This is a genomic window from Paenibacillus radicis (ex Gao et al. 2016) (genome assembly GCF_014641555.1).
In the GTDB taxonomy this organism is placed as follows: Bacteria; Bacillota; Bacilli; order Paenibacillales; family Paenibacillaceae; genus Pristimantibacillus; species Pristimantibacillus radicis.
Window position 1 is genome coordinate 52,733 of sequence record NZ_BMHY01000019.1, and the last position, 22,406, is coordinate 75,138.

The window sequence follows — 22,406 nt, forward strand, 5'->3', positions numbered from 1 at the left end:
AAGGAGGTCTCGGCGCTGTTGTATCTGCGCATGAGACCTCCTTTTTATTTTGCAGACCGGATTAGGAGACGATAATTTTGCCTTTCATTTCCTCGTGCCCAGAGCCGCATTGAATGGAGCATCTGTATTCATAGGTGCCGGCTTTATCCACTGTAAAGCTTGCGGTTTCGCCGTCCTTGATATTAACCTTCAGGTCGGGAATTTCGAGACCGTGGTTGCCGCTTTTATTTTTAAGAGTCAGCTTGACGTTGTCGCCGACTTTTAATTTGATATCAGTCTGGTCAAACTTCCAGTTCTCAGCATTGACCGTAATGTTTTGCGTACCGCCTGCTGCACCGCCGCCATTGCCTGCGCCTGCGTTACCGCCTGCTCCGCCACCGTTGTTGGACGGATTATTGTTGTTGCTTTTTCCGCAGCCGCCCAATACGAGCATAACCGCGATCAAGGCGATCAGTGCAACCGAATACCACTTCTTATTCATCTTGATTCCTCCTGTGTTAGGTAATGTAAGGCTGCAAGTACGAACGGCCACTTGTGCATCCGTGCAGTTCCTTAGTCAGTATTACATTTCCCTAATCCTTTCCGTTTTAACCCTGTTGTCTTGCACAAGCGTGAAAAAGCAGGGTGGATATGAGGGAGGCACAGTTGTTGCTATTCCCAAAGTCTAACTCCTCTTCGCCAAACGTTTCGGATACCCGCATACCGTTACTCGTGCAGTCCATTGCAAAGTAAATCCGTCTCGCCAACCGTCTCGGACAACCTCAAACCATATGCTTAGGCAGTGAATTCCAAAGTGAAGAGAAGTCATATGTTCGAATAAGTTCGAACAAGTCACCGCAACCTGATTTCTAGAGTTTAGCGAAGCAGATTCGCAAAAGAGCGAATCAAAGTTCGCTGTAAGAGAGCCAAGGGGTGTCCGCTGAGGCTGCAGCGAAGAGAATTTCGCTATTCGTGAACGCAGCTTCTCCAAAAGCGAAATTCTCTTCGCAAATGCTGAGAGCGTCGCCGAAGTCTGCAAGTTTTGAGTAATATTTGCGAACCCCGCTTCGCTAAATAGCGCAGCAGGTTCGCTGTGCTACAGTGCCAGCGGTTTTTTGTAGTAGTTGTGCGATCTTAGAGGCAGAAGAGGGGGCTGCAGACTTAGAAGCAGATAGAGAAATGGAATCAAGGAACGGTAGCATGGGGCGAAGAGTTGGTCTAGGGTTCAGGTTTACATTTCGCTGATTCGATCCATTATTATCATGCAGCAGAGCGAGACAATCATGGATGCCAGAATAAATCGAAACGTGCAGCGGTCGTGTGACTCTTTTGCGCTAAAAGTGAGTGAGCGGAGTGATTCGAGTTCAGTCTGACTTTTCGAAGGTTCTCTCCATTCGGTTCGCGAAGACGAATAAAGATGGAATCAAGAACGGCAGAATGAACCGAAGCGCGCAGCGACCTCATGCATTGAGGTATTGAGGCATTGAGGTATTGAGGCATTGAGGCATTGAGGCATTGAGGCATTGAGGCATTGAGGCATTGAGGAACACAGGCGACCCTATGCACTGAAGCAGAAGCAATCTCAGTAAACGATACACACAAAAACGCCGCAAAAGTCATTAGACTTCCGCGGCACTCTAAACTGGCTTACAGCCTTCACTTAAGAACGCTCTACTACTCCTTCTCCAAAAAGTACATCAAAGCATCCGGAATCTCCTGCTGCCAGAAGCCCCATTGATGCATGCCGTTCATTTCCGCATAAGAGAGCTTAGCACCACGCTCGGTAAGCAGCTTCCGAGCATGTCTGTTAATCTCGACGAAATTCATCGTTCCGTGGTCTGTTTCATAAGCGGTTTCCTGCAGCCCAACGATCATATAGAGCTCCAGCTGCCCAAGATCGGTCTGACTCTCCATAATTTCACGAGACCGGTCGTAGTAAGCGCCTGAAAGCGACATGATACGTTTAAACAGATGAGGGTACGTCAGCGCCAAGTGGAAGGAAACTGTACCTCCCAGTGAGTCACCGGCCAGTACCCGCTGATCCGGATCGCGGCGTACCGGATACTTGGCTTCAATAAATGGAAGCATTTCTTCACCGAAAAATCGTACGTAATCGGCATGCCGTTCGCCGTCCGGGGAATACTCGGATGTGCGGTGCGTTTTGTCGACATCGACGCCAACGATGATGAAAGGCTCAATGCCTTCATCAAGAATAAGCCGGTTGGCAGTCGTCGCGATGCGTCCGAAATTGAAAAAATCTTCGCCGTCCTGGCAATAGACGACCGGATAGCTTAGCAATTCGTTATAGCCAGGAGGGAGGTATACGCGCAAATTGCGCTCGCCTTCAGGCAAATAACGGCTGGCCACGGTCTCTTTTAATACGGTGCGTTTTAAATATCGTTCATCTGTCATCACTGAATCCCCCATGAAATTGAATGGAATTGCCGGCTTGTGGGTAAACAATAGTAAGGTACCCCGCCAAAAAAATGATAGCGCTATATTGTATTATGCTGTTATACCGAATATTCAACTCTGTTACATATACAATTTCTTAATATAATCTGTTGAGAAAGCGAAAAAACAGCGGTTTTTTTGTTTTTTGCTTTGACCATTTTCGATAAACAGGTTTATAATAATTCTATAACAGAGCACTGTAATATTCAAATAATAATGACTGAGGTGAGCGTTCAAAATGAGCAAACTGCTGAGCAAACTGCCATATGAAGTTCAAACGGAGCCCGTAAAACCGCTGTCCGTGTTGTCGCTCGACGGTGACGTAGTGAATCCGGACCTGATGCCGGAGCTTTCTGACGAGCAATTAAAAGAAATTATGTACCGCATGGTATTTACGCGTACTTGGGATGAGCGCGCTGTAAACTTGGGTCGTCAAGGACGCCTTGGTTTCTACGCGCCGGTATCCGGACAAGAAGCTTCCATGATCGGCAGCGAATATGCCGTTAATAAAGATGATTTTATCTGCCCGGGCTACCGTGATATTCCGCAGCTCGTATGGCATGGATTGCCAATGTACCAAGCATTCCTGTACTCCCGTGGCCACCAGCACGGCGGACAAATTCCTGAGGACGTACACGTTCTGATGCCGCAAATCATTATCGGCGCACAAGTGCTGCATGCAGCTGGCGTTGCAATGGCATTCAAAAAACGTGGTGAGAAACGCGTTGCTATCACTTATACAGGTGACGGCGGTTCATCCGAAGGCGATTTCTACGAGAGCTTGAACTTTGCTGGCGCATTTAAGCTGCCAGTCATTTATGTCGTTCAAAACAACCGTTTTGCGATTACGACACCTTACGAGAAGCAAACGGCTGCACTGTCCGTTGCTCATAAATCGGTAGCCGCAGGCATCAAAGGCGTGCAAGTAGACGGCATGGACGTGCTTGCTGTTATTAAAGCTGTATCCGAAGCAGCTGAGCGCGGCCGCAATGGCGAAGGCGCTACGCTGCTTGAACTGCTGACATACCGTTTCCGTCCGCACTCGCTGTCCGATGATACGACGAAATACCGGACAAAAGATGAAGAAGCTGAATGGGCGCTGAAAGATCCGCTTATTCGTTTCGGCAAATTTTTGGAGAAAAAAGGCCTTTGGACGGAAGAAGATACGAACCGCGTAAAAGAGGAAGCGAAAGCTACCGTTAACGAGCAAATCAAGAAAGCGGAAGCGACTGAGAAAATGACGGTTTCCGGCTTGATCGACTCGATGTTCGAATCGACGCCTCAACATCTGGAAGAGCAAAAGGCTGACTTTCAATAATTAAACGCTGAAATGGGATTTTGCACAAAGCAAAATTGAGGGAGGATCTGACGATAATGGCTCAAATGAATATGCTGGAAGCGATCCGCGACGCATTGCGCGTGGAGCTGAAACGTGACGAGAACGTGCTTATCTTCGGTGAGGACGTAGGTAAAGTCGGCGGGGTATTCCGCGTAACAGAAGGTTTGCAAGAAGAATTCGGCGAGGAGCGCGTATTCGATACGCCGCTTGCAGAATCCGCTATTGGCGGCTTGGCGGTAGGCATGGGTATTCAAGGCTTCCGTCCAGTTGCTGAAATTCAATTCGTCGGCTTCATTTATGAAGCGATGGACCAAATGTTTATCCAAGCGGCACGTATGCGTTACCGTTCGGGCGGCCGCTACAATTCGCCAATCGTATTCCGTACGCCATTTGGCGGCGGCGTAAAAGCGGCTGAATTGCACACGGATTCCTTGGAAGGCTTGGCTGTTCAAACACCGGGCATCAAGGTTGTAATTCCTTCGAACCCTTACGATGCTAAAGGTCTTATGATCGCAGCTATTCGTGATAATGATCCAGTCTTTTTCATGGAGCATTTGAACTTGTACCGTGCATTCCGCGCAGATGTGCCAGAAGGCGAGTACACCATTGAAATCGGCAAAGCTAACGTTGTCCGTGAAGGCAGCGACGTAACGATTATCGCTTACGGCATGATGGTTCACACTGCAGTTAAAGCAGCAGAAGAACTTGAGAAAACAGGCGTGAAGGCGGAAGTTATCGACCTTCGCTCGCTCGTGCCGCTCGATATCGATACAATCGTAGCTTCCATTAAGAAAACAAACCGCGCTATCGTTGTACAAGAAGCACAAAAAACTTCCGGTATTGCAGCAGAAGTAATTGCGCAAATCAACGAAAAAGCGATTTTGCACCTGGAAGCGCCAGTGCTTCGCGTTGCAGGTCCGGATACTGTATATCCATTCGCGCAAATCGAAGATACATGGCTTCCTACACCAGCCCGCATCGTTGCGGCAGTTAACAAAGTAATGACGTTCTAATTGAAATAAATGGCCTCCTCTCCGGGGAGGCGCAATTATATATCAACTCAACAGATATGATTGGGCAAATACGTAAAGGAGGTACTCAACGTGGCGAAATTTGAATACCGGTTTCCAGAACTGGGCGAAGGTTTGCACGAAGGCGAGATTATTAAAGTGCATATCAAGCCGGGCGATAAGGTAACGGATGACGACATTATTATGGAAGTACAAAACGATAAGGCGATTGTCGAAGTACCGTGTCCGGTTAACGGAACGGTTCTCGAGGTGCTTGTGAAAGATGGACAAGTGTGCCATATCGGCGAAATCGTCGCATTGATCGATGCGGAAGGCGAATTGCCTGAGCAAGCGGCTCCTGCAGAAGAAGCTCCACAAGCATCTGCTCCAGCTGCGGCTCCAGCTCCTGCCGTTGAAGCGGCAGCGCCGGCACCGACTCCTGAAGCTCCAACAGCTGCTGCGGCAGCGCCAAAAGCAACAGGAGGAATCGTTCTTGCAACGCCTAGCGTTCGCAAATTTGCTCGTGAGCAAGGCGTGGACCTTACTGCTGTTAGCGGTACGGGCAAAAACGGCCGTATCACGCGTGAAGATGTAACAAACGGCGGAGCATCTGCTCCAGCGGCAGTGGAAGCTTCCACACCGGCAGCTTCGGCTTCGCAAGAAGCGGCAGCTCCAGCGGCGAAAGAGGCAGCAGCGGCTCCAACAGCAGCTGGTACTCCTTACCGTCCGGAAGAACGCGTACCGTTCAAAGGCATCCGTAAAGCGATTGCCAATGCAATGGTTAAATCGGTGTATACGGCTCCACACGTTACCATTATGGATGAGGTTGACGTAACTGAGCTCGTAGCACTTCGTGCGAAATACAAACCATATGCGGAGAAAAAAGGCGCTAAGCTGACTTACCTGCCTTTCATCGTGAAAGCACTGGTTGCGGCTTGCCGTCAATTCCCAATTATGAACTCGACGCTGGACGAAGCAAATCAAGAAATCGTCTACCGTCAATATTACAATATCGGTATTGCAACAGATACGGACAACGGTCTTATCGTTCCGGTTATCGAGGATGCTGACCGTAAAAATATTTGGATGGTTGCCGACTCCATCCGCGATCTTGCTGTTCGCGGCCGCGACGGCAAACTGAAACCAAACGAGCTGAGAGGCAGCACTATTTCGATCTCCAACATCGGCTCTGCTGGCGGCATGTTCTTCACACCAGTTATCAACTTCCCTGAGGTTGCGATTCTGGGTACAGGCCGTATCTCGGAGAAACCGGTTGTACGCAATGGCGAAATCGTAGCGGCTCCTGTTATGGCATTGTCCCTGAGCTTCGATCACCGTTTGATCGATGGCGCAACGGCACAAAACTTTATGAACTACATTAAACAGCTGCTGGCACAGCCAGAGCTATTCATCATGGAGGTGTAAGACATGGTAGTAGGAGATGCTTCATTAGATATTGATACTCTAGTCATCGGTGCAGGTCCTGGCGGTTATGTTGCTGCAATTCGCGCGGCTCAATTGGGCAAAAGCGTTCTTGTAGTAGACAAAGAATACGTCGGCGGCGTTTGCTTGAACGTAGGCTGCATTCCTTCCAAAGCCTTGATCTCTGCTTCTCATCAATACGAATCCGTTAACCACGCGTCCGCTTTCGGTATTTCCGCTAGCGACGTTAAAGTGGACTGGAGCAAAGTGCAAGAGTTCAAAAACGGCATCGTTAAAAAATTGACCGGCGGCGTTGCTTCCTTGCTGAAAGCAAACAAAGTTCAATATTTCAACGGTGAAGTGATGTTCATCAACGAAAACGAAGCACGCGTCTTCAACGATCAAGAAGCGCCGCGCTACCGTTTCAAAAACTGTATCATTGCAACAGGTTCCCGTCCGATCGAACTGAAAGCATTCCCTTTCAGCAAACGAATCGTATCCTCGACAGGCGCGTTGTCGCTGCCTGAAATTCCGAAAAGCCTGATCGTTATCGGCGGCGGCTATATCGGTATCGAGCTTGGCCAAATGTACTCGAAATTCGGCACGAAAGTGACCGTTATCGAGGGTGGAGACACGATTCTTCCTGGCTTCGACAAAGATATGTCCTCGATCGTTGCGAAGAAGCTTAAAGGCACTAACGTCGACATCGTTACCGGCGCTATGGCGCAAGGCGCAGAGCAAACCGACAACGACGTAACGTTGACTTATAAAGTTGGCGACAAAGAAGAAAAAGTAACGGCTGATTACCTGCTCGTTACCGTTGGACGCCGACCAAACACCGATGGCGACCTCGGTCTGGAACTTGCTAACGTTAAAGTTAGCGAGCGCGGCCTGGTTGAAGTTGACGGCCAATGCCGTACAAGCAACCCTAACATCTTCGCAATCGGCGACATCATTGCAGGACCTGCTCTTGCGCATAAAGCGATGTACGAAGGCCGCGTTGCTGCTGAAGCAATTGCTGGACTGCCTAGCGTTATCGACTACAAATGCGTACCTGCAGTTTGCTTCTCCGATCCGGAATGCGCAAGCGTGGGCTACTCCGAGAAGGAAGCGAAAGAAAAAGGCCACGAGACGCAAGTCGGCAAATTCCCATTTGCAATCAACGGCCGTGCAATGTCGCTTAATGCAAACGAAGGCTTCGTGAAAATCGTTGCTGACAAAAACACGGGTCTCGTGCTCGGCGCGCAAATTATCGGTACAGAAGCTTCCAACATGATTGCTGAGCTGGGTCTTGCAATCGAGATGGGCGCTACGCTGGAAGATATCGCGCTGACGATTCACGCGCATCCAACGCTTGGCGAAATCGTGCTTGACGCTGCTGAAGTAGCGCTGGGTCACCCGATCCACACGGTTGTAAAATAAATAATAGTTACTTGCGGCTATGCCGCAATGGGGAGGCTTCGCGGCTGTTTCAGCACGCGAGCCTCCTTTTGCATATATGCATATACTAACGAAAGCGAAACCAAAGGGGCGGAGCCAATGGAGAAGGCCGGGAAAAAAGCGAAGGAATCGAGAACGGTAATGACGCAAATTATTTTTCCGCTGGATACGAATCACCATGATACGATGTTTGGCGGCAAAGTGATGGAATATATGGATAAAGTCGCAGCCATCTCTGCCATGCGCCATGCCCGTATGCAGGTCGTAACGGCTTCGACAGACAGCCTGGATTTCGTGGCACCCATCAAGGTCGGCGAGGTCATCGAAATCGAGGCTTACGTGACAAGAACAAATCACAGCTCGATGGAAGTGTACGTATCCGTGCAATCCGAAAATTTGTTTTCCGGCCATAAGACGACGACGGTTACTGCTTTCTTTACGTTTGTAGCTCTGGATGATTACGGTAAGCCCGCCCAGGTCGCGCCGATTATCCCGGAGACGGAGGAAGAATGCAGCCTTTATGAGAGCGCTCCAGAGCGTTATATGCTGCGAAAAAAAAGAATCAGACAACGAAATCTTACCGTCTAGTGGCTCGAATTGGACGTGACATGATAGAATAGAAAGACGAAAGCTTCTTAGCAGGGGGATAAAGAGATGGGAAATCAATTGACTAGCGAGAACGAATATTTGCAGTTGCTGCGCCATGTGCTTAAGGACGGAGCGAAGAAGGAAGACCGTACAGGAACCGGAACGATCTCCGTATTCGGCTATCAAATGCGCTTTAACTTACAAGAAGGCTTCCCGCTTCTAACGACGAAGCGCGTACCTTTCAAACTTATCGTCAGCGAGCTGTTGTGGTTCATTAAAGGCGATACGAACATCCGATATTTATTGCAGCACAACAATAACATATGGAATGAATGGGCGTTCAAAAAGTGGGTGGAGAGCGCCGATTACAGCGGTCCTGATATGACCGATTTCGGTCTTCGCTCCCAAACTGATGAAGCATTCAATACTTTATACGAAGAGCAAATGGCGGCGTTCAAGTCACGGATCTTGACGGATGATGCATTTGCCGCTAAATACGGCGAGCTGGGCAACGTATACGGCAAACAATGGCGTGAATGGCAGACGACACGGGGAGACAGCGTCGACCAGCTGAAGGACGTTATCCGCACGATCAAAAGCAACCCGGATTCCAGAAGACTGATCGTTTCTGCATGGAATCCAGAGGATGTACCGACCAATATGGCGCTGCCGCCTTGTCATACGATGTTTCAGTTCTACGTATCGGAGGGTAAGCTCTCTTGCCAGCTCTATCAGCGGAGCGGAGACATTTTCCTCGGCATCCCGTTCAATATCGCAAGCTATGCGCTGCTGACGCATCTCGTCGCGCATGAATGCGGTCTGGAGGTCGGCGATTTTATCCACACGCTGGGTGACGCTCACATTTATTTGAATCATCTGGAGCAAATTAATACGCAGCTGGAACGGGAACCTCGTGAGCTGCCGCAATTAAAGATTGATCCGTCTGCGGGGTCGATTTTCGACATTGGCGTGGAGCATTTATCCATCGAAAATTACACGCCGCATCCGACGATCAAAGCGCCAGTTGCGGTTTAAGGGGAAGGGGAAACGACATGTCTATTACGATGATCGCGGCGATGGACCGCAATCGTACGATTGGGTTCGGCAATCGGCTGCCTTGGAAGCTGCCGGCAGAAATGGCTTATTTCAAAAGAAATACAATAGGCAAGACGATCATTATGGGTCGCAAAACATTTGAATCATTTCGCAGCAAACCGCTGCCTAACCGCAGAAACGTCGTCTTAACGAGACAGGAAAATGCTTCTTTCGAGGGCTGCGAGACAGTAGGCTCCGTGCAAGAGGCGATTGAGCGGTTTGGCGGCGAAGATTTGATGATTATCGGGGGGGAAGAAATTTACGCGCAATTTTTACCCTTTGCAGACAAGCTTTTACTGACTGAAGTTCACACCTCTGTTCCAGAAGGGGATGCCTATTTTCCGGTGTTTTCTATGGAGGAGTGGACGCTTGTTCATCAGGAGCCGGTGGCAAGTGATGAAGCCAATGCTTACCCATTTACTTTCCAAACCTTTACACGTTCGGGACAGACTGGCTTGTAATACGAACGTTATGTCATAAAGTGCAAATGATTGTACGGATAATCCATATGCGGTTTCAAGCTGGAATGATACGATTTTTAGAAACACTAGGAATCAAAATGTTGTTGAATATTAGTCGTATTCCCCTTATAGTTTGAGAGAGAAAAACCGCATAAGCTAAGGGAATAACGGATGGAGGAAATGCGAGCATGTCTACACCTACAGGATTTATGGAATATAAGCGCGAGCTCCCGGTTGACCGCGATCCGCTGGAACGGATCAAGGATTGGGATGAATTTCATAAGCATATGTCGAATGAGCAGCTGCGGACGCAAGGCGCGCGCTGCATGGATTGCGGAACGCCATACTGCCATACAGGCATGGAGCTTGCCGGCTCCACCTCCGGTTGCCCAGTCAATAACCTTATTCCAGAATGGAATAATTTGATCTACCGCGGTTTATGGCGTGAAGCGCTTGACCGTTTGCACAAAACGAACAACTTCCCAGAGTTCACTGGCCGTGTATGCCCGGCTCCATGCGAGGGTTCATGTACGGTTGGTCTGATCGGCGATGCCGTTACCATTAAGACGATCGAGCAAGCGATTATTGATCGCGGCTTCGAAGAGGGCTGGGTCGTTCCGCAACCGCCAAAAATGCGTACAGGCAAACGCGTAGCCGTCGTTGGCTCCGGTCCTGCAGGCATGGCTTGCGCGGCTCAACTGAACAAAGCAGGCCATTCTGTAACGGTATACGAGCGCGCAGACCGCATCGGCGGCTTGCTCACTTACGGCATTCCAACGATGAAGCTGGACAAAAAAGTCGTTCAACGCCGTGTAGACCTGATGACGGAAGAAGGCATCGACTTCGTAACGAATACCGAAATCGGTAAAGACATTACGGCGACAGAATTGAAAGAGCAGTTTGATGCTGTTGTCCTCTGCGGCGGCGCAACGAAAGCTCGCGAAGTAGAGATCGAAGGCCGCGACCTGCAGGGCGTCCACCTGGCAATGGATTATTTGAACGGTACAATCAAAAGCTACCTGGACTCCAATCTGGAGGACGGCAACTATATTTCGGCGAAAGACAAGCATGTTATTGTAATCGGCGGCGGCGACACCGGTACGGACTGCGTTGCTACAGCTCTGCGTCATGGCTGCAAATCGATTACACAATTCGGTACGCATGCTAAAGCTCCTCTTGAGCGTGACAGAGTGAACAATCCGTGGCCGCAATTCCCGAACGTGTACACACTGGATTACGCGCAAGAAGAAGCTAAAGCACTGTACGGCGAAGACCCGCGCGCGTTCTCGGTGCTGACGAAGAAATTCGTTGGTGAGAATGGCGTTTTGAAAGAGCTGCATACGGTTCAAATCGAGCGTACGGTGGATGAAACCGGCCGCAAAATATATAATGAGATTCCAGGCACAGAAAAAGTATGGCCTGCTGATCTCGTATTTATCGCAGTAGGTTTCGAAGGCCCTGAGAACACGCTGATTAATCAGCTTGGCTTGGATCAAGACCGTCGTTCGAATGTGAAAGCCGCATATGGCAAATACACGACGAACGTGGACAAAGTATTTGCTGCCGGCGACATGCGCCGCGGTCAAAGCTTGGTTGTCTGGGCGATCAACGAGGGCCGTGAAGCGGCTCGCGAGGTCGATAAATATTTAATGGGCGCCACTCAGTTGCCTTAATGGCCAACCTGCATTAGTATAATTAATAGCATGAAATGATAAAAAGCGCCTTCGGGCGCTTTTTATTGCTGTTAGCGAACAGGAGGCTATTCATTCATGATCAAGTATGGTTTGGACCGTGTAACAGAGTTGAAATTTAACACGTATGACGTATCAATGGAGAAAAGGGACGGCGGACAGTGGATTGACATCATGCTTCGTTTCGAGCTGGACGAGGGTACGCCTGCACCGGATGATTTGATTGACTTCAGCGGGCTGGTCATTACGACTCTGGGCGGAGCTATCGCACAAATTGTGCCGCAGGATGAGGATACCGATTGCGAATATCAGTTTACGACATTCGAGAAAGAACAAATTCGAGCCTTTATCGAAAGCCCCGAAATCCAGCTGCAGATTGCAAATCTATCTTCCCCAATGTAAGGAAAGTTGTGGTAAAATCGGTATGAGATGACGTGAAGGAGCGATTCGTCATGACTGCCGAGAAAGCCTACGTACTGTCGCCCTCGGATGTGAGCAACATCAGGCGTTACGTACAGCATAAATATGCTGCAATGACGCAGGAGAAGAAAGCGGAGATTGTCGCCGATGCCGTTAACCGCACAATACATAGACAGCTGCCCGCATTCGATGATGATGTGAAACGGAGCCTGACGGCTTCTTTGATACGTCAAATTGTCGTCGAACGGCAAATGCCTGTACACACGGATGATATATTTGAAGCATGCTTAACGTTAAATCGGGAAGAGGCCTCCATACGAGAGCCGCTGCGGCTATGGATTGAGCAGCAGGCGGGCGCAAGCCTGTCCCCGGAAAGGTTTGACTCGCTAATGGACGAGCTGACCTCTCCGGAGCCTTTGCATGCGCTTCGAAGCCCAGTTGCCTGGGAACGCCTTAAGTCGATATTAAGTGATGCTGAGGCATTACCTGCACAATCCGGTGCTTTGGCGGAAGTTATTAATCTGCCTGTGGCGAATAAAGAGCTGATACCGGCCACTCGTATCCGGCCAGCTATTTACGCCTTGCTGTGCCTGCTGCTTTTTGGCGCTACCTTGGCTTATGGGTGGTCGGCTGCATCTAGCAGATCGGCTGGCAAAGCTGCTGAGCAGCTCAGCGAGCCTGCAGCGCCTTTGGCCAAGCCAGCTATAGACGGCTTGCCGGCTGAGCTTCGTTACACCAAAGTGGATGAGAAAAAGCTCGCGGTGTATTTAGCGGGGAAATCGTCCGTGCTGGCGGAACAGCCTTATTTGGGGGCCATTATTGCGGCGGCTGAACAATTCGATATTCATCCGCTGATTCTGTTCGCTATAACGGGACAAGAGCAAGCGTTCGTTCCGACAACGAAAAAACAAGCGAAACAAATTGCCAATAATCCCTTTAATGTGTTTCATAGCTGGCAGGAGTATAATACAACCATTGATGATTCGGCAACGATTGCCGCTAGAACGATCTTTAATTTAAGCAAAGGACGTCCGGAGGATGTTGACCCGTTCACATGGATTAACCGTAAATATGCGGAAGATCCGGGTTGGTCCAAAGGAGTCCGAACGATTTTTGGAACGATGAAGCGTCACTTGGAGACGCCAAGCCAAAGTAAAGAGGCGATGGATTGAAAACGTTAATCATAGCAGAGAAACCGGATATGGGCCGGACGATTGCGTCGGTTATTGAACCGAAGGCAGCCAACCGAAGAACGTATCTGGAGGGCGAACGCTATATCATTACGTGGGCGATCGGTCACTTGGTTGCATTGGCCGAGCCTGATCAATATGACGCCCGTTATAAAAAATGGAATGATCAGGACTTGCCGATCATTCCCCAGTCCTTCAAGCTGTGGCCTAATCCCCGCACGAAGGATCAATTGAAGCAGATTGGCGAGCTGGCAAAGCGTTGCGGCAAGCTGGTTAACGCCTGCGATGCGGGGCGTGAAGGCCAGCTTATTTTCCACTATATCCGTCAATATTTAAAGCTGTCGCAGCCGGCAGACCGGTTATGGATTTCGGATTTGACGCCGGAAACGATTCGTAAAGGATTCGATTCGCTGCGCAGCGATTATGATTATGAGCCGCTGACGAAAGCAGCGCGGGCGCGAAGCGAAGCAGACTGGCTGATTGGGATGAACGCCTCTAGAGCGTTTACGATTCGCCATAAGGCGTTATTGTCCGTTGGCCGCGTTCAGACGCCTGTACTGGCGCTGCTCTATGATCGTCATAAGGAAATTACCGCTTTCCAGTCGGATACGTATTTCGTCGTGAAGGCTTCGTTCGACCAAGAGGGCTTTGTCTATTCTGGTATCTGGCAAGGGGATCGCTTGACGGATAAAGAAAAAGCCGAGGCATTGGCAGCGAAGACAAAGGACAAGCCCGGTGTTATTGCCGATTATCAAGTGGCAGAGTCGAAGGAATATCCTTACCGGCTGTATGATTTGACGCTGCTTCAACGGGAAGCGAACGGCAAGCATGGTTATTCTGCCAAGAAAACGCTCGATATTGCACAAGCTTTATATGAGAAACATAAGGTCATCTCTTACCCGAGAACAAATTCCAACTACGTGACAGAAGAGAATCTTCCGGTCATGCAGAAGGTTCTTTCCATGCTCCAAGGAACGGAATCGTATAAGGAGCTGGCAGGGGGAGCGGATCGGAGCCGGGTGCATAAAGGCAATAAGGCAGTGTGCAACCCTTCTAAGGTTGAGGATCACCATGCTATTATGCCAACGCCCAAGCGAGCTTCCGGGCTTAGCCAAGAGGAGCAAAATATTTACGATATGATCGTTAGGCGGTTTCTATCTCATTATTATCCGCCTGCGGTATATAAGAACCATACGGTTATGACCTTGGTGGAAGGGGAAACTTTCCGCACCAAGGCGAAGGAGCAGCTGGAGCCAGGCTGGAAAGTCGTGCAGCAGCAGGATGCCGCCTCATCGAACCGGAAAAGCAAGCGCAAAGGAAACGACGACTCATCCGGAGCCGATGAAGAGGAGCTGGAGACTGACCAGCCCTTCATACTGAAGCCGGAGAAGCCTGTTCATTGCGTGACGGCAGAAGCAACGGAGAAAGCGACACAGCCGCCAAAGGCTTTCACTGAAGGTACACTGCTGAAAGCGATGGAAGGTGCGGGCAAGTCGATGGAGGATGATGAGCTGCGTGAGGCGATGAAGGACACTGGACTTGGGACGCCGGCGACACGAGCAGCTACAATCGAGCGACTAAAGCATGTCGGCTACATCCATCTTGCAGGGAAACGGCTGGACATAACGCCGAAAGGCTGCGCAGCGATCGAATTGATTCGTGGTGCCGGTGTCGAGCTGCTCGCTTCTCCGGAGATGACAGGCAGATGGGAGCAGCGACTTCACCAAATTTCTAAAGGCGAAGCTTCCGATGACCAGTTTATTGCCAAGGTTAAGCAGTTTGCGACGATGGTCGTGGATAAGGTGCGCCAGCAGCGTCCCGCAGCCCCAGGCACGTTCGAGGAGCGCGCATCGGCGGGCAGCGGCAAGCGAGGTGCCAAGGAGCGCAGTGGCGGCAGCAGGGCTAGTCAGAGCTCGAGAGGGACTAAGGGTGAGGGCAGCTCCAGAACAACACGAGCTGCGTCCGCAGTTTCTTCGCCAACTGCTAAGAAGACTACGGCGGCTGCAGCGCCTGCCAGCCGAACGGCAGTTGGCGCATGTCCGCGGGAAGGCTGCGGCGGTACGATTATCGAAGGCAATCGCGGCTACGGCTGCAGCTCCTATCGCGAAGGCTGCAAATTTGTCATTTGGAAGGACCAGCAAGGCAAGTCTGTATCCCTGACGATGGTGAAATCATTACTGGAGAAAGGTTCGACCAGCGTACTTGCTTTCAAGCAAGAAAATGGTGAGAGTATAAAGGGGAGACTTGTACTAGCTGACCGGAATCATGGAACGGTTGTCCAGCAGGCGGCCGATAAGAAGGCATAACAAACAAAGAACCGATCCGGGATTATCGTCCTCGATCGGTTCTTTGTTTACGTCTGGCGAGAAATGTAGCCTTCTATAGCAGTCGGTACTTCGACCAGCTTGTCCAATGTGAGGAATGCGCCCTTCGGCTGGACGTCAATCTGAACAACGTTATAGTGCCATTCGGACTCCGTCTTCATGTGAATGGCGTGGATGCCTGCTGTTAAGGCAGGGACGACATCGGTCCGGATGGAGTTGCCGATCATCCAAGTATGTCCGCGGTCAAAGCCGCCGTCCGCCAATATATGCTCAAGCGCCTCGCTGTTCTTATACTGCCGAATATAGATGCGCGAGCCGAAATAGCTCTCCAGCTGCATTTTTTCGATTTTGCGGCGCTGAATGACGATTTCTCCGCCTGTATATAAATGAAGCTCATGTCCGCGTTCTGCAAGGGAATCCAACGTCTCTAGCATATTCGGATAAGGCTCGGTGTCATGCTCGTAAACGCTTAGTCCCAGCTTCCATAAAAAATCTTGTTCTTTAACGGAACGCTTGCGTCCAGTGGTGTTGCTGAAATGAACGTAAGTGTCCACGAAAGATTGAGGGAAATGCTCGCTTTTAAATCCGAATACAGAAATACCTGCAATATCGATCTCGATCTGCTTCGCCCGGATGGCCTCGGCGTTGACGCCTTCATGCCCTTGGAACCAAGTCGATAGCGCATCGACAAATTGATCGATAACGAGGTAGAAGTATTTGTTGCAATGGATGAGTGTATCGTCCAAATCGAAGAATATATGCTGCTTCATCTTGTAGCACGGCTCCTTTTGACAGTGATTGTCGTATCAACAATCTACCCTAAAGGAAGGGTTTCGTCAAATGAAACCAGACGATTAGGTTACATAAAATATGCCATTCAGCCTCATAATGAGGATGGAGGTGAAGATGATGCCCATTAATAAAAGTGATAAAAAAGAGAATCAGCGTAACCAATCCAGCTTTAAAGAAGAAGCAATAAGCACAAAGCAGAATAAAATGGCGAATCGGCCTCCGAGCCTTAACGGAATAAACAAGCAGTTGCCGTAATGACCGCAGCGGGGGCGGCGGAAGACGGCAACCGCCTCTGCTTAAGCATATTTCACTTGCGACGCCGTTAATTGATTCTTAATGAAAATAATGCGGCGGCGGATATAGAAGTCAAGGCTGTCGCCTTTCAAGTCTTTGGGAGAGATCACCTCCTCCGAGCGGTTGTCGATAATCGTTAACTTTCCATCCGAATAGAACTTGAAAGTCAAGTCCCGACGCGGCCAAGCTTTTTCTTCATACCGAAAGTTCTCGCAGGTGTTCTTCATGGTGATCCAGCCTCCTTAGTAATCAATTGGATGATTCACACGAACAGAACATTTGTTCTGTTTACATTATAGCAAACATTTGTTCGGGTGGAAACTATTTTTTGTTTCCCTTAAACTAGATTCATAGACTCAGCTTGTGAGTGACGGAGGGGCGCGAACGAATGATAAATGTGATTAATCTTTCCAAAGTAATACCAGGCGGGCCTAAAGTGCTGAATCAGATCAGCTTCGAGGCTTATCCCGGCCAATTTATTGCGATAAAAGGAGCGAGCGGCAGCGGCAAATCAATGCTGTTGAAATGCTTGGCTCTGCAGGAGAAATGGACAAGCGGAACCTATCGTTTTGACGGCGTGGATGTGTTAAAGCAAGGCTTCACGGGGAAAATGAAGGTAAAGCGTGAAATCGCTTACCTGGAGGAGAAGCCGCAGCTGTTTCAAACAAAAACGGGATTGAAAAACGTCATTATCGGTTCCGTTACGCAGACGCCGGCATGGCGGAGATGGACAGGCATGATGCGCAACGACGACTATATGGGCGCAATGGATACGATTGAAAAGCTGGGACTTCTGGATAAGGCCCATCAGCAAGCGCAAAAAATGAGCGGCGGCGAACGCCAGCGCATCGCGATTGCCCGGGCGCTTGTACACGGAGCGAAGGTCATCGCAGCGGATGAGCCCGTTGCCGGTCTTGATCCGCATACGGCGGACCGCGTTCTCGGCGATTTGAAGCGGCTTTGCCAGGAGCAGGGCGTTATCGTTGTAGCGGTCATGCATCAGGGTGATTGGGCAGAACGGTATGCCGACCGGATACTCGGTTTGAATAACGGGGAGCTTGTGCTCGACATTAGAGGCAGACGGCTGACCGAACGGGAGAAAATGATGCTGTAATTTGCCAATTGCATGGCATGAGCTTTGACATCCGCCGCATAGAATACACCATCTACTTAAATGGGGCAGGTGTCGAACGAATGGCATTTCAATCTCCTGTAGTCGTGCAATCTTCCCGGGCCGCTTTTCCGAAAGCGGTATTATGGCTCCCTTATGTGAGCGGCGGACCGAACGAAGCGGCGACGAAGCAAATTAACGAAACGATCCGTCTTGGCGCCCAGCAGCTGGTTGCCGATCAGGGCTCGCTGGATGATCCCCGGTCTGAGATGCAAGGCTTCTATGAAGTAAAGACCAACGAGAAAGATATATTAAGCCTGTCTTTATACAATTATGCTTATACGGGCGGAGCACATGGCCTAACCCTGCAGAAGCCGCTGACATTCCGCGTATCGACGGGCCATTCCTATAAGCTCAGCGAGCTGTTTAAGCCGGGGAGTAATTACGTCAACCGGTTGTCTGAGCTGGTAAAAGGGCAAATAGCGGCGAGAGATATCAGTACGCTGGAACCGTTTAAATCGATCCGGGCGGATCAGGACTACTACGTCGCCGATCGCGCACTCGTTATTTTTTTCGCATTGTACGAGTTAACGCCTTACGCTTACGGTTTTCCGTATTTTCCGATTTCGGTATACGAGATTCAGGACATCATCGATGAGAACGGTCCGCTTGGTCCAATGGTGCAGAACAACTAAAGGACCTAGTTCGACGGACCGCTTATAATGCCACATTGCAAAGGGGCTGGTCCGCTTGAGCAAGCTTTCTTGGCTCGGAATCATTCTGAACGTACTGCTGGGCCTTATGTTTCCGTACGTTCTGGTCGGAGGCATTGTGCTGATCTACGGCTTTATGTCACCGCCAACCGGAATTCAGCGCATTGAGGGCATCGCCATCATACTCGTCTTTTTGTTGTCGCTGATCGTGGTTAATACTACCGTGCTGCGCAAGCTGCCAACGGCTAAAGAACGGTGGTACAGGCTGCTTATTCATGCGATGTGGTTCATAGCAGCTCTAATAGCAAGCTTTATCTGGCTTCGCATCAGTGGATGATGCGAAGCTTTTTCGTTTGCCGGCTGCGTCTGATCATGAACACCGAAGCGGGCTCATACATTAGTCGCATGGGGGTGTTGCGATGATTTTCGTATGGCTAGGCATGCTGCTGTTTGTGATCGTCTGCGCGCTTGCAATGGCTATTGCTTTCAAAGCGCAGCAAAGCATCCGGGCATCCCATCATAGGAGTATGACCGGCCGTGCCGCGTACATTCAGGCGCAGCAGGATAAGCATGATTTGAATTTGTTCGGCATCGCCCAGCAGCTTCGCCGGAGATTCGGCGGGCTCGGCTCATTTGGCTTATCATTCAATGCTCTTGGCGTTATCGGCGCTTCGGTATTGTTTCTTGGACCTGCCTTGCAGAAGGGGGGACCGTCAGTCGTTGTCATCGGCTTGCCCATTGCCGCGCTGTTCGCACTTGCTGTAAGCGCAGCATTAGCTCAGCTGGCTTCAGCTGTACCGACTGCCGGAGGTGTCTACCACTGGGCTTCGGCTATCGGTAAAAGGGTATGGGGCTGGTATGCGGGCTGGTTCCAGCTAGCTGGCAGCCTGGCAATGACAGCACTGATGAACGGGGCTTGTGCATTTATTCTGGATCAGGCCTTAGCGGTTAAATTCGGCTATTCAAGCCAGTGGTGGACGATGGGCTTGCTTGCTCTTGCGGTGACTGGGACGCAGGCGGCGGCCAATCACTGGGGAGTTGCTGTCGTGGCAGCAATCCAACAGGCTGGCGTATGGCTGCAAATTGGTGTTGTGCTGACCATATTGACTGGTTTGGCCTATCTATTCTGGCCGGGCGTCTATTCACCGGCTTTGCTCTATACGTTTCAGAATGCAAGCTTGAATGGTCATGTAGGGCTGTGGCCGTTTATTGCTGGCATGCTGTTCTTGCAAAAGCTGTTTATCGGGATGGATGCAGCAGCTTATGCTGCGGAAGAAACACATGACCCGCGAATTCGAATTCCTTGGGCGATCTTCTTGTCTACCGTATATAGTTATATTATTGGGTTTGTCCTTCTATTATTCATCCTGCTTGTATTTCCCGTCGTGCTTCCTTCGGAAGAGGGAGGGGGAGGCATGTTTCTGAATGCGGCGCTGCAGGCAGTCGGAGCATCTCCTGTCATCGGCTATGCGATCGCAGCCGTGCTCTGGTGCAGCGGCTTCGGATCGCAGGCGGCGAGCTCCCGATCCATCTTTTGCATGGCGCGTGACAATGCGTTGCCGTTCGCCCACATCTGGACGCGGCTGACAGCTGGCCAGTCGCCGAAAGATGCAGTCTGGCTGGCCGCAGGGCTTAGTATCGGTTTGCTAAGCGCAGCAGGATTGCTCCGCGGCACTCAATATCCGCTTGTATTGTTCAGCTTTGCGCTGTTGTGTCTCCATGTGTCTTACGCGATTCCAATCGCTTTGCTCATTAAGCTGAAAGGCAAGCACAAGCTGCTTCATGAGGCCCCTTGGCGATTGGGAGACTGGGGGATGATCGTATACTGGAGCGCTTTTCTATGGCTGGCGGCGACAGCAGTTTTATCCATCACGGCCATTGGCTACTGGGGATTATGCGGTGCAATTTTACTGTTTGGACTGACCGCTGCAGCAGATCGCAAATACCGGCAGCGTCATCTAGCTAAGCTGCAAAGCCGTCTAAAGAGGCCGCGTGGTGAAATCATCCGAATTGAGCGAAAATTCCATCTACATTAATTAATAGTTGCAGGCGAGGAAATAGGTAATGGGAAATTGGGAAATGTTCCGATATTCTATTTCCCGGGGAAGCGCATAATTTTACATGATGAATAGCTTTTCGACAGCGCATGAAGCTTTGTTACTAATGGTGTCGAAAGCGAGCAGAAGTCATTATCCTTCTAGTTAACTTCATTAATAATTAATGATACTAAATAATATTCCACTGCAGTTACTTACAATGACGGACTTGTCTCCATTTCTTTTGCCATCTTCTCCCTTATACGATTATAATAGGGATATGGTTTGCTAGCAGAAAGGAGGTTGTCCATTGCTAACGAGTGCGGGAAACTGCAGTATTGTATCATTGAATGTCGGAAAACCGGTTGAGGCGATGCATGGCAATAAGCCGATAATGACCGGGATTTTCAAAACGCCTTCACAAGCTGCTCATCAATTGAGCGCAGTGGGGTTGAACGGCGACGGCCAAGCGGATATGGTGCATCATGGCGGTCCTGATAAAGCGGTTTGCGCTTACTTTGAAGTTCATTATCCCTTCTGGGAACAGCGATTGGCTACAACACTCCCATACGGTGCGTTTGGGGAAAACTGGACGGTTTCCGGCTGGTCGGAGCATGATCTTTGCATCGGTGACATCATTCAGGCCGGCGAAGTCACCGTTCAAGTAAGTCAGCCTCGCCAACCCTGCTATAAGCTTGGGATTAGACATAATCGTCCAGCTCTGACAGCTGAGGTACAGAACACCGGTTATACCGGTTTTTATTTCCGTGTGCTGGAAGAGGGGCAAGTGTCCGCTGGCATCGCGCTTTCTATTGTGGAGCGGCATCCGGCAGGCATTACGATTGCCGAAGCCAACCGGATCATGTATACAGCGAAGCGGGATCGAACGGCGCTTGAAGCGCTGCTAGCGGTAGATGCGCTGGCAAGCAGCTGGAGAGAGACGTTGAATGCCCGACTGGAAAAGCTGGTACAAGAGCAGGCAGAGGATAGCAGCATATTGGATTAGTGTAATAGGGAGGCAGCAAGAATTGACAGAAGCCAGATTTGCCGTCTATATCGATCAGTTCCAGCTCGGAGGGGAATGGTCGATCGTACCTGGCGATAGCGGCATGAATAATACAACCCGGATGATTCGAGCCGGGAATCGAAGCTATGTGTTGCGGGAATACAACAATCATCGGGATAAGGGGACGGTCCTGCTGGAGCATGAGCTGTTGCAAGCGCTGCAAAAGCTTGATAAGCCGTTTCAATCGCCGGTGCCGGTAGCCAAACGGAATGGCGAGACGATAGCTGAATCACCGGACGGCACGCTTGCCGCTCTATATGTATTTATTGAAGGATCAAGGCCAAGCGTCACTATTCAGGCCCATATTCGGTCGCTAGGCCGTGCAGTTGCTGATCTGATGCTGGCGCTTGGCCGCGTATCGGTATCGTATTCGGGGCCTTACTACCCCTATTACGAAATCGAACAGATCTATGGCGGATTGACAACCGATGTATTGAAATCGCTTGTTGCCGCGCATCCGGAAATTAAAGCGGTCGAAGATCAGCTTATGGAGCTGCAGAAGCTGCGGGAGCAATCGCGGAATGAATGGGAACATTTAAAGCAGCTGCCCCGTCAATGGATACACGGGGACGTTAACTTCAGCAACGCGGTAGCGATTGGTGATGAAATCGTCGGCTTGCTGGATTTTGAGTTTTGCACGGTGGATGTGCGAGCGATGGAACTGGCAGTCGTAATCGTTGATCTTATTGCGGATGAAGATCAGCTTGCCTGGGAGCAAATAAGTTGTTTTTGCGAAGGCTTTAGCGGCAGTCTGCATTTGACGGAACAAGAAACGATGGCACTGCCTGCTTTAATAAAGCTGCGGATGCTCGATGTCGTGCTGCACTTCGTCACCCGTCTATCTGAGCGTCTCGATGATGCTTCTGTATTGGCACGTATGATTGAACAATGTAACCGGATTTGCAGTTGGACCGGCCGGCATGAGCGGGAACTGCAACAGCTGTTCCATAACTCACTCGTTCGCCGGCTATAACTTTAATT

The 22,406-nt window shown here is 50.2% G+C and carries 22 protein-coding genes; 18 read left to right on the forward strand and 4 right to left on the reverse strand.

What is annotated here, in order from left to right:
- Nucleotides 1–61: 61 nt before the first annotated feature.
- Together IEX98_RS26665 and IEX98_RS26670 are read right to left on the reverse strand one after the other, a co-directional pair.
- A complete protein-coding gene (locus IEX98_RS26665) occupies nt 62–481 on the reverse strand; it encodes a cupredoxin domain-containing protein (protein ID WP_188892732.1) in 420 nt (139 codons plus the stop codon).
- 1,172 nt (nt 482–1,653) lie between these two features.
- A complete protein-coding gene (locus IEX98_RS26670; RefSeq protein ID WP_188892733.1) occupies nt 1,654–2,391 on the reverse strand; it encodes an alpha/beta hydrolase in 738 nt (245 codons plus the stop codon).
- A 292-nt stretch (nt 2,392–2,683) separates the two neighbouring features.
- On the opposite strand from IEX98_RS26670, the gene pdhA reads away from it, so the two are divergent.
- The 11 genes from pdhA (at nt 2,684) to IEX98_RS26725 (ending at nt 15,395) form a co-directional block, all read left to right on the forward strand.
- Nucleotides 2,684–3,751, forward strand: a complete 1,068-nt coding sequence (gene pdhA / locus IEX98_RS26675; RefSeq protein ID WP_188892763.1) for a pyruvate dehydrogenase (acetyl-transferring) E1 component subunit alpha — start codon at nt 2,684–2,686, stop codon at nt 3,749–3,751.
- A gap of 56 nt (nt 3,752–3,807) precedes the next feature.
- Nucleotides 3,808–4,785 carry an alpha-ketoacid dehydrogenase subunit beta gene (locus tag IEX98_RS26680; RefSeq protein WP_188892734.1) on the forward strand — a complete coding sequence of 326 codons (978 nt, stop codon included), beginning with the start codon at nt 3,808–3,810 and terminating at the stop codon, nt 4,783–4,785.
- 90 nt (nt 4,786–4,875) lie between these two features.
- On the forward strand, nt 4,876–6,207 hold the full coding sequence (locus tag IEX98_RS26685; RefSeq protein WP_188892735.1) for a dihydrolipoamide acetyltransferase family protein: 1,332 nt from the start codon (nt 4,876–4,878) through the stop codon (nt 6,205–6,207).
- A 3-nt stretch (nt 6,208–6,210) separates the two neighbouring features.
- Nucleotides 6,211–7,626 (forward strand): dihydrolipoyl dehydrogenase, encoded by a 1,416-nt coding sequence (lpdA, locus tag IEX98_RS26690; RefSeq protein WP_188892736.1) that lies wholly within the window; start codon nt 6,211–6,213, stop codon nt 7,624–7,626.
- 117 nt (nt 7,627–7,743) lie between these two features.
- On the forward strand, nt 7,744–8,232 hold the full coding sequence (locus IEX98_RS26695; RefSeq protein WP_042161823.1) for an acyl-CoA thioesterase: 489 nt from the start codon (nt 7,744–7,746) through the stop codon (nt 8,230–8,232).
- A 66-nt stretch (nt 8,233–8,298) separates the two neighbouring features.
- The gene (locus IEX98_RS26700) at nt 8,299–9,267 is read left to right on the forward strand and encodes a thymidylate synthase (protein ID WP_188892737.1); all 969 of its coding nucleotides are present in this window, start codon (nt 8,299–8,301) and stop codon (nt 9,265–9,267) included.
- Between the two features lie 17 nt (nt 9,268–9,284).
- A complete protein-coding gene (locus IEX98_RS26705) occupies nt 9,285–9,788 on the forward strand; it encodes a dihydrofolate reductase (RefSeq protein WP_188892738.1) in 504 nt (167 codons plus the stop codon).
- A gap of 188 nt (nt 9,789–9,976) precedes the next feature.
- Complete coding sequence (locus IEX98_RS26710; protein WP_188892739.1) at nt 9,977–11,461, forward strand: glutamate synthase subunit beta; 1,485 nt, start codon at nt 9,977–9,979, stop codon at nt 11,459–11,461.
- A gap of 96 nt (nt 11,462–11,557) precedes the next feature.
- Nucleotides 11,558–11,881: a hypothetical protein gene (locus tag IEX98_RS26715; protein WP_188892740.1), complete on the forward strand. Its 324-nt coding sequence runs from the start codon at nt 11,558–11,560 to the stop codon at nt 11,879–11,881.
- 50 nt (nt 11,882–11,931) lie between these two features.
- On the forward strand, nt 11,932–13,071 hold the full coding sequence (locus IEX98_RS26720) for a glucosaminidase domain-containing protein (protein ID WP_188892741.1): 1,140 nt from the start codon (nt 11,932–11,934) through the stop codon (nt 13,069–13,071).
- On the forward strand, nt 13,068–15,395 hold the full coding sequence (locus IEX98_RS26725; protein WP_188892742.1) for a type IA DNA topoisomerase: 2,328 nt from the start codon (nt 13,068–13,070) through the stop codon (nt 15,393–15,395). Before IEX98_RS26720 ends, IEX98_RS26725 begins: the two co-directional genes overlap by 4 nt.
- 47 nt (nt 15,396–15,442) lie before the next feature.
- On the opposite strand, the gene IEX98_RS26730 is transcribed toward IEX98_RS26725, so the two are convergent.
- Entirely contained in the window at nt 15,443–16,183 is a 741-nt protein-coding gene (locus IEX98_RS26730; RefSeq protein ID WP_188892743.1) for an HAD family hydrolase, read from the reverse strand.
- Between the two features lie 136 nt (nt 16,184–16,319).
- On the opposite strand from IEX98_RS26730, the gene IEX98_RS26735 reads away from it, so the two are divergent.
- Nucleotides 16,320–16,460 (forward strand): hypothetical protein, encoded by a 141-nt coding sequence (locus IEX98_RS26735; RefSeq protein ID WP_188892766.1) that lies wholly within the window; start codon nt 16,320–16,322, stop codon nt 16,458–16,460.
- Between the two features lie 41 nt (nt 16,461–16,501).
- Here the strand turns inward: IEX98_RS26735 and IEX98_RS26740 are convergent, their stop codons facing one another.
- Entirely contained in the window at nt 16,502–16,726 is a 225-nt protein-coding gene (locus IEX98_RS26740) for a hypothetical protein (protein ID WP_188892744.1), read from the reverse strand.
- Nucleotides 16,727–16,887: 161 nt separating this feature from the next.
- Between IEX98_RS26740 and IEX98_RS26745 the strand changes: the two genes are divergently transcribed.
- The 6 genes from IEX98_RS26745 (at nt 16,888) to IEX98_RS26770 (ending at nt 22,398) form a co-directional block, all read left to right on the forward strand.
- On the forward strand, nt 16,888–17,613 hold the full coding sequence (locus IEX98_RS26745) for a phosphonate ABC transporter ATP-binding protein (RefSeq protein ID WP_188892745.1): 726 nt from the start codon (nt 16,888–16,890) through the stop codon (nt 17,611–17,613).
- A gap of 80 nt (nt 17,614–17,693) precedes the next feature.
- Nucleotides 17,694–18,305, forward strand: coding sequence for a DUF3298 and DUF4163 domain-containing protein (locus IEX98_RS26750; protein WP_188892746.1), 612 nt, complete (start codon nt 17,694–17,696; stop codon nt 18,303–18,305).
- A 55-nt stretch (nt 18,306–18,360) separates the two neighbouring features.
- Nucleotides 18,361–18,660, forward strand: a complete 300-nt coding sequence (locus IEX98_RS26755; protein WP_188892747.1) for a hypothetical protein — start codon at nt 18,361–18,363, stop codon at nt 18,658–18,660.
- 82 nt (nt 18,661–18,742) lie between these two features.
- Nucleotides 18,743–20,359: an amino acid permease gene (locus tag IEX98_RS26760; RefSeq protein WP_188892748.1), complete on the forward strand. Its 1,617-nt coding sequence runs from the start codon at nt 18,743–18,745 to the stop codon at nt 20,357–20,359.
- Between the two features lie 373 nt (nt 20,360–20,732).
- The gene (locus IEX98_RS26765; protein WP_188892764.1) at nt 20,733–21,365 is read left to right on the forward strand and encodes an MOSC domain-containing protein; all 633 of its coding nucleotides are present in this window, start codon (nt 20,733–20,735) and stop codon (nt 21,363–21,365) included.
- A 22-nt stretch (nt 21,366–21,387) separates the two neighbouring features.
- Complete coding sequence (locus IEX98_RS26770) at nt 21,388–22,398, forward strand: phosphotransferase (RefSeq protein ID WP_188892749.1); 1,011 nt, start codon at nt 21,388–21,390, stop codon at nt 22,396–22,398.
- Nucleotides 22,399–22,406: the final 8 nt, after the last annotated feature.